Source organism: Acetobacter sacchari (assembly GCF_017377715.1).
Taxonomy (GTDB): Bacteria; Pseudomonadota; Alphaproteobacteria; order Acetobacterales; family Acetobacteraceae; genus Acetobacter; species Acetobacter sacchari.
On the sequence record NZ_JAFVMF010000024.1, the window covers coordinates 45,440 to 52,125 of the forward strand.

The 6,686-nt window shown below is 57.2% G+C and carries 7 protein-coding genes; 4 read left to right on the forward strand and 3 right to left on the reverse strand.

Annotated features, from left to right (window positions below; genetic code table 11):
- Positions 1-11: 11 nt before the first annotated feature.
- Positions 12-1,007, forward strand: a complete 996-nt coding sequence (locus J2D73_RS17365) for a glycoside hydrolase family 5 protein (protein ID WP_207883393.1) — start codon at positions 12-14, stop codon at positions 1,005-1,007.
- 73 nt (positions 1,008-1,080) lie between these two features.
- Positions 1,081-2,592 carry a lipopolysaccharide biosynthesis protein gene (locus tag J2D73_RS17370; RefSeq protein WP_207883395.1) on the forward strand — a complete coding sequence of 504 codons (1,512 nt, stop codon included), beginning with the start codon at positions 1,081-1,083 and terminating at the stop codon, positions 2,590-2,592.
- A gap of 247 nt (positions 2,593-2,839) precedes the next feature.
- On the opposite strand, the gene J2D73_RS21065 is transcribed toward J2D73_RS17370, so the two are convergent.
- Positions 2,840-2,974: a hypothetical protein gene (locus J2D73_RS21065; RefSeq protein ID WP_255376470.1), complete on the reverse strand. Its 135-nt coding sequence runs from the start codon at positions 2,972-2,974 to the stop codon at positions 2,840-2,842.
- A 492-nt stretch (positions 2,975-3,466) separates the two neighbouring features.
- Here J2D73_RS21065 and J2D73_RS17375 point away from each other — a divergent pair, with 492 nt between their 5' ends.
- Both J2D73_RS17375 and J2D73_RS17380 read left to right on the forward strand, forming a co-directional pair.
- Positions 3,467-3,949: an Hsp20 family protein gene (locus J2D73_RS17375; RefSeq protein ID WP_086644567.1), complete on the forward strand. Its 483-nt coding sequence runs from the start codon at positions 3,467-3,469 to the stop codon at positions 3,947-3,949.
- Between the two features lie 90 nt (positions 3,950-4,039).
- Complete coding sequence (locus J2D73_RS17380) at positions 4,040-4,300, forward strand: DUF1150 family protein (protein WP_207883397.1); 261 nt, start codon at positions 4,040-4,042, stop codon at positions 4,298-4,300.
- A gap of 367 nt (positions 4,301-4,667) precedes the next feature.
- Here J2D73_RS17380 and hpf read toward each other — a convergent pair whose 3' ends face one another.
- Together hpf and rpoN are read right to left on the reverse strand one after the other, a co-directional pair.
- Entirely contained in the window at positions 4,668-5,255 is a 588-nt protein-coding gene (hpf, locus tag J2D73_RS17385) for a ribosome hibernation-promoting factor, HPF/YfiA family (protein ID WP_086644565.1), read from the reverse strand.
- Between the two features lie 63 nt (positions 5,256-5,318).
- On the reverse strand, positions 5,319-6,686 hold a 1,368-nt coding region (rpoN, locus tag J2D73_RS17390; RefSeq protein ID WP_207883399.1), incomplete at its 5' end, for an RNA polymerase factor sigma-54.

A 6,686-nucleotide genomic window follows, 5' to 3' on the forward strand; every position in this document is an offset into this window, starting at 1 on the left:
GGGGGCAACCCATGAAAGCGCGTAAGCTTTTCCACGCGACCGTGGCGATCCTGACGGTTCTCGGCGCGCCCGCAGGGTCGCGCGCGGCGGACCGTATTCTCTCCGGCGTCAATCTTGCCGGGGCGGAGTTCTCCTCCGGGCATATACCCGGGCGTTACGGGTGGGATTACTCGTTCCCCAAAGACGAGGAAATCGCGTACTACACCAGCAAAGGCATGAGCCTGTTTCGCTTGCCGCTATCGTGGGAGCGTCTTCAACCGAATCTCTCAGGCGATTTTGACCCGAGTTACCTGTCGCGCATCCAGTCGGCGGTCGCCGCTATCGAAGGCGCAGGTGGCGAGGTGATTCTCGATATTCATAATTACGGAAAATACCACGGCCAACTAATAGGGTCTTCCGATGTGCCGGTTGCAGGGTTCGTGGATCTCTGGACTCGCCTTGCGGCCATTTTCGGCAAGGACGGCAAGGTCCTCTTCGGCCTGATGAATGAGCCGCAATTGGCGTCCGCAGCCGATTGGGCGCAGGTCGAGCAGCAGGCGGTGGATGCGGTAAGAAAAAGCGGCGCGGTGAATCGGATTCTCATCTCGGGTGTGAATTGGGATGGCGCGCATAATTTCGTCCAGGTCAATGGCGCAGCATTGGCCGACATACACGACGAAAAACGCAGGCTGATTTTTGAGGCCCACCAGTATTTCGATGCTGATTCTTCCGGGCGATCAGATGTTTGCGTGGCACAGGATCAGGTCGTGCCCCGGTTGTCGTCCTTCGCCGACTGGCTGGCTGAACATCATGCGAGGGGGCTTCTCGGTGAATTCGCCGTGGGACGGAATGCGCAGTGCCTCGACGATCTGAAAACAGCGATGGCTTACGTGAACAGTCGACCGTACGTCTGGTACGGCTGGACTTACTGGGCGGGTGGAAGCCGCTGGGGCGAGTACATGTACACGCTGGAACCGACGAAAACCGGTGTTGATCGGCCACAAATGAGCGTGCTTACCGGTCGTTGATCCCAATGCGGCGGCTTTGTATCCGTTGGCATTAGCCGGGGGATTTTTATAAGAAAAGAGACAGGGAGCGACGATGACGGCGGTGCGGGCGAGGGATGCCGGTGAAGCGGGAAAAGATCTTAGCCGCGCCGCGACGAGCGGTTTTGTATGGCTGCTCGTTCAGAGCTTCGCCGCTCGCGGGATAGGGTTTTTCTCGCAGTTGATTCTGGCCCGATTGCTGCTCCCCGCCGATTTCGGCGCGATCGGGCTGGCTTACACGGTCACAGGTGTCGCCAATTCGCTGGTCAGCTTCGGTGTCGATGACGTGCTCCTCCAGCGCCAGAAGAGTATTCGGTGGTGGTCGACGCCTGCCTTCTGGTTGTGCCTGGGGCTCGGTACCCTTGGCATGGTGGTGATGATCGCGGCGGCGCCTTTCGCAGCGCGCTGGTATCACGCTCCCGAACTTGTAGGACTTATCGCCGCTATCGCCGTCGCGACGCCGCTACGGACGTTGGCGACGGTTCCTGCAGTGCGAATCCGGGCCGAGATGGATTTCCGCTTTCTTGCTACCTTCAACACGTTCGACATTTTCGCGCTGCAGGTGTTGACCATCGTGTTCGCAGCCTGCGGGCTTGGCGCATACAGCTTCGCCATTCCGTTTCCAATTCTCGCCGCCGTGCGCGCCGTGTGGTTCTGGCGTCGGTCGCCACCCGAAATACGCAACAGGGCGCGGGTTGTTCAATTGCGATATCTGATGAGCAACAGTTCGGTTGTTTTCCTGACAAAGACGTTGATAGAAATCGTCAATCAAGGCGATTACATCGTTCTTGGGTTGATTGCGTCTCAAAGTATCGTCGGGTTCTACTTTTTTGCGTTCCGCTTTTCGGTGCAGCCTGTGCGAATGTTGGCTGGAAACTTCACCAACGTTCTTTTCCCGGCCCTTGCTCAACTTCGATACGACCCGGCGCGGCAGACGCAGGCGGCGGTCAAAGCCTGCCGTCTTTTGGCTTTCCTTGTGATGCCGTTCTGCTTCCTTCAGGCGGCGTTGGCTCGCCCCGGACTGCACTTACTGTTTGGAGAACGGTGGATGGATGCGGTCCCATATGTGCAGATACTCAGCATAGGACTGCCGTTTGACGCTATCAGCTGGATCACCGGGGCGCTTCTGAGCGCGCGTCGCGAGTTTCGCCGCGCGTTCGTTTACGCTCTTGTCTCGACGCCCGCATTCTTCGGGCTCGTTTTGCTGGGGGCGTGGCTGGGGCAGGCTATGGGCGTGGCGATCGCCGTTGGCGTGTATTATTTCGTTTATCCGCCAGCCACGTCATTTCTGGTTCTGTGCAAGAGCGGCGTGCCGTGGAAAGTGGTGGTCGACTTTTACCTGTCGCCGTCGGCGCTCGCTGCAGTCGCTGTCGGGGTGGGGCAAGTCGGTGCTGCGTCACCCGCTTTCGCCGGTCACGACTTTGCTCAATGTATGGTGATTGGCGTCGCGTGCTGCGCGGCGTATCCGGCGCTGGTGTTCGTTTTCAAGCGGGACATGTTCGAGCAGATCGCGCAGCGATTCCGCAACATGGGCGGAAAGCTTGGCAAGAAGCTGTCTGCCGCGTGATTGTTTAGCTTGCCGCGTGGGCTAAAAATATCGCGCCAGCGCTGATTCTGCGCCTGACGAGCATCCCGCGACGCCTTGCTGGCCGGCGTCAGGGATACGCACTGCGGGAATGATCCACAGTCACAAAGGCCCGCCGTGCGCCCGATCGGGCGCCTCGTGGCCGTCGTTACCAACGGGTCGGCGTAACCTGGGCTGCTGGACCCAAAGGAAGTTCAGGTCGCCCCATTCCGTACAGGTCGGAACGCTTTTAGTTGGTGACGCGGTCTGAAAGGGCGGTGGCGACCATCAGCACGCCAACTGCGGGCACAAACGCAAAGACAGGGATCGAAGCCAGCGTGGTGACAGGGTTCGAAAGAAGCATAAACGCAGAATGAATAAGCATAGTAGAGACTCCATATGAATTGGTCGGCGTGAAAAAGCGCGTCTTCACGTTCGGTGCAACCAGATGCATATGCTTATCAGATGTCGAAAAAACACATGATGATGTTTTTATTGCTGAATTTCTTACAAAATCATTAGGCCGCGTTGACGCATTTGATTAAAAAAAAATCTCAGCCTGAGTTGTCTGTGAGATTAGAATACTTTTGCTCATAAAATAATCAAAATATCTCTCTTTCGCTTAAAAAACGGCCTGAAAATTTGCTCAGAAAATGATCTGGTGGCAATGTGTCGTGGGCTGAAGTGGGACGAAAATTCCAAGGTATGCATTTTATCTCATTCGACATGCGTAGAGTGCATGGTCGCATCTGCCCCATCGTCCTAGTCGTGCAAAGCCACATCGCCTCTTGCACGCAGCGCGCATCATTCCATATCGTATGAAAGCGGTCGCCATGTCGGGGCCGCTTCCCCGTCTCGCTCATTGGAGGAGGCTGCAGTGTCAGGCAGAGTTTTTGGGTCGCCCATGTTCTTAGGTTTCGATCATCTTGAAACCATGCTGGAGCGAGCGTCGAAGTCGTCGGGCGATGGTTATCCGCCCTATAATATAGAGCAGATTGGCCCGTCAGCGCTTCGCATTACGTTGGCCGTGGCCGGATTTGTAATGGAAGACCTCCAGATTACGCAGGAGGATAACCAACTGGTTATCCGGGGTCGTCAGTCCGACGACTCGCAGGGACGAGTGTTTCTGCATCGGGGCATCGCAGCGCGGCAGTTCCAGAAGGCGTTCGTCCTTGCGGAAGGAATAGATATCGGCGGCGCGTGGCTCGATAACGGCCTGCTGAACATTGACCTTTACAGGCCAGAGCCCGAGGTGCGGGTTCGACGTATCGACATCACCAAAGGCGCTGCGACGAATCCACCGGCTAACGACCCGGCCGAGCGATCGACGCGCACGATACGCGCGATCTCTGACGATTGAGCATCATTCAGGAACGTTGGGACGTCATCGCCCGTTAGAACATGGGGGGCGCTCCCTTCGCGTCCTGCGTCTCTGACGCAAGGAGGAAGCATGAGAAACACGGCTATTAACGGAAGATCAGCAAAAACCGACAATACGGCGAACGCTGTCGACATTCGCAACTTGTCGGATGATGAATTTCTTACTCTGGGTGTTCCTACCTTGGTTTATGTGCGCAAGGGGACGTCTGACGGGCAGGACGTATTCGCAATCCATGCGGCGAACGGGCAGGTGGTAGGGCTAACTGAAGACCCCGAGGCTGCGTTTACGGCCATTGCGGAGCACGACATGGTGCCGATGACGATTCACTGAGGCACCTGCCTGCTAACTATTGAGGTTGGCAGGCTCATGCGCCAAAACCCACCTGCTCAGGCGCGGCCGTTTTGAGGGGCGGCATATCCCGGATGACGCCGACTGTAGCGCCTTCACAGGACTTGCGTTCAGTAAGGTAGCTCCTGGCGGGAGAGTTTTCTTGCCGCAACTGTGAGATACAATACTTCTTCAAGAACGTTATTTTATATTTTTCGCCTTTTGTCGAAATCTAATGAAGATTGTATATATTTCTAAAATTCCTCGTGTCGCCCAATAAAAGCAACTCCTTGTTGTTGAAGACGTAGTGCAAATCTGCGCCGAAGCGCGGCGAGCCCCGGCAATTTGCTGGGGCTCGCCGCTTTGCAGGTCACGTAGGAGTGGGATCGACCCAACCGATATTCCCGTCGTCGCGACGGTAGACAATATTGATCTGTCTGCTGACGCTGTTGCGGAAGACCAGAAGATTTCTGTCTGCTAGATCAAGACGCATCACAGCCTCGCTCACGCTCAGAAGTGCGATTTCCGTCGGCTGCTCGGCTATGATGGTCGCATAAGGCCCGTCGCTTTCGTCTGCTGTCTGCAGCGAAGTCGCCGACGGTTCCGTTTGCCGCAACACATAGGTGCGTCCGACTTCCGGCCCCGGATGGCGTGCCGACGCCCGGGAGTGGGTCTGCACCCGGCGACGATAACGCCGTAGCCTGCGGGCAATATGCTCGGCTGCGTCATCGAATGCGCCATGCGCGTCCGACGCTTCGCCTTCTCCACGCAAGGTCAGCCCACGACCGGCGTGGACGTTGATGTCGCAAGTAAAAAAGGATCGGGCGCGGCTGAACGTTACGTCCGCTTCCAACGCCTGATCGAAATATCGGTCGGCAATGCCGCCAAGATGGGATGTCACGCGTTGTTTCAGCGCGTCCGACAAATCAAGTTGTTTACCGGCCACATGAATGTTCATTCTGACAGGCTCCTTTGTTGAGGAAACCGGTCGCCTGGTCGGTCTGACGGTGAGTGCGCGCCGTCAGACTGAGGCGGCTTTCTCCCTTCTTCTCTGCGTTGAGCATGCTATGCGCAACGCATCCCGGTATTTGGCCACGGTTCGTCGTGCGATGTCTATTCCTTCTTTGCGAAGTTTTTGCACGATGGCGTCGTCAGACAGCGTATCGCCTGGATTTTCGTTGTCGATCATTCTGCGTATTTTGAAACGTATGGCCTCAGCGCTTTGAGTATTTCCAGCATTACGTCCGTTGACGGCTTGTGTGAAAAAATATTTCAGTTCGATGACGCCGTGCGGGGTCTCGATATACTTTCCGTTGGTCGCGCGGCTGATCGTGCTTTCGTGCAGGCCGGTTTCGATGGCGACCTGCTGCAGCGTCAAGGGGCGTAAGCCCGCAGGACCCTCGTCGACAAACTGACCTTGCACGCGCATGATTTCTGCCCCGACCGTCAGCAAGGTTCGAGATCGCTGGCTGATTGCGCGCATCAGCCAGCGTGCCCGGGCGCCTTCCGCGCGAACGAAAGCATGATCGGATCGAGAGCCGTAAGAGAGCGAGCGCGCCATCAACGCGCCGTCCAATCGGAGGCGAGGCGCAGCATCTGGATTGAGTTCGACGCGCCAGTTTCCTTCTGAAGTGCGACATGCGTGAAGATCAGCGATAAGCGCTGGCGGTGTCTCAATACCGAAGAAACCGGGCTTCGGGTTCAGGCGCCGTAACTCCGACAGCATGTCTGCGAAGTCCTCCGTATCGACGCCACATATGGCTCTGACGCGGGCGTATTCATGCGCGCCGAGGAGATCGAGATTGTCGATCATCGCCGCCATCGCCGGATCAAAGCGGTTCTGTGCGATCAATTGCGCTGCGAGGCACTCCTGAAGCGAGTGTGCGAACAGTCCCGTGGGTTCGAACCCCATCATCAGAATGCGAATTTTTTCGACGACAGTGGTTTCGACGCCAAGGCGTGCAGCGATGTCCTTCGTAGAAAGCGAAAGGCGTCCGACCGGATCGAGAAGTGTGATCAGATGCCTGCCTATAAGACGGTCACGCGCGTCCAGATGGTGCACGAGGCGCAGTTGCTCGCCCAGGCTTTCGTGCATGGACACTGGAGCAGGCAGGCGCTCCAGTCGCTCGTCCCACCAGTCGCGCGCGGTTTCTGTGGTCGCCGTTCGCGCGCCGCCAGATCCTGCGACAGGCGCGCCGTCTCGATCATAACAGTCGTCGAAACCACCGGCTTCCGCCATGTGAATGAATTCTGCGTCGAGCGGTGAGGCGTCGTCCGGGGGAAGGGTGTTTTCGATCAACGCGTCGGAGGACGTGCGAGGTTCCGACCCGCCTGAGAGCCTGTTTGGAAAATCGGTCTGATGTGATTCAAGCTCTGGATGTGGACGCCA

Bases quoted from the DNA above. Each gene is read 5' to 3' on its own strand.
- J2D73_RS17365 (WP_207883393.1), top strand. From the start codon at position 12: ATGAAAGCGCGTAAGCTTTTCCACGCGACCGTGGCGATCCTGACGGTT.
- J2D73_RS17370 (WP_207883395.1), top strand. From the start codon at position 1,081: ATGACGGCGGTGCGGGCGAGGGATGCCGGTGAAGCGGGAAAAGATCTT.
- J2D73_RS21065 (WP_255376470.1), bottom strand. From the start codon at position 2,974: ATGCTTATTCATTCTGCGTTTATGCTTCTTTCGAACCCTGTCACCACG.
- J2D73_RS17380 (WP_207883397.1), top strand. From the start codon at position 4,040: ATGAGAAACACGGCTATTAACGGAAGATCAGCAAAAACCGACAATACG.
- hpf (WP_086644565.1), bottom strand. From the start codon at position 5,255: ATGAACATTCATGTGGCCGGTAAACAACTTGATTTGTCGGACGCGCTG.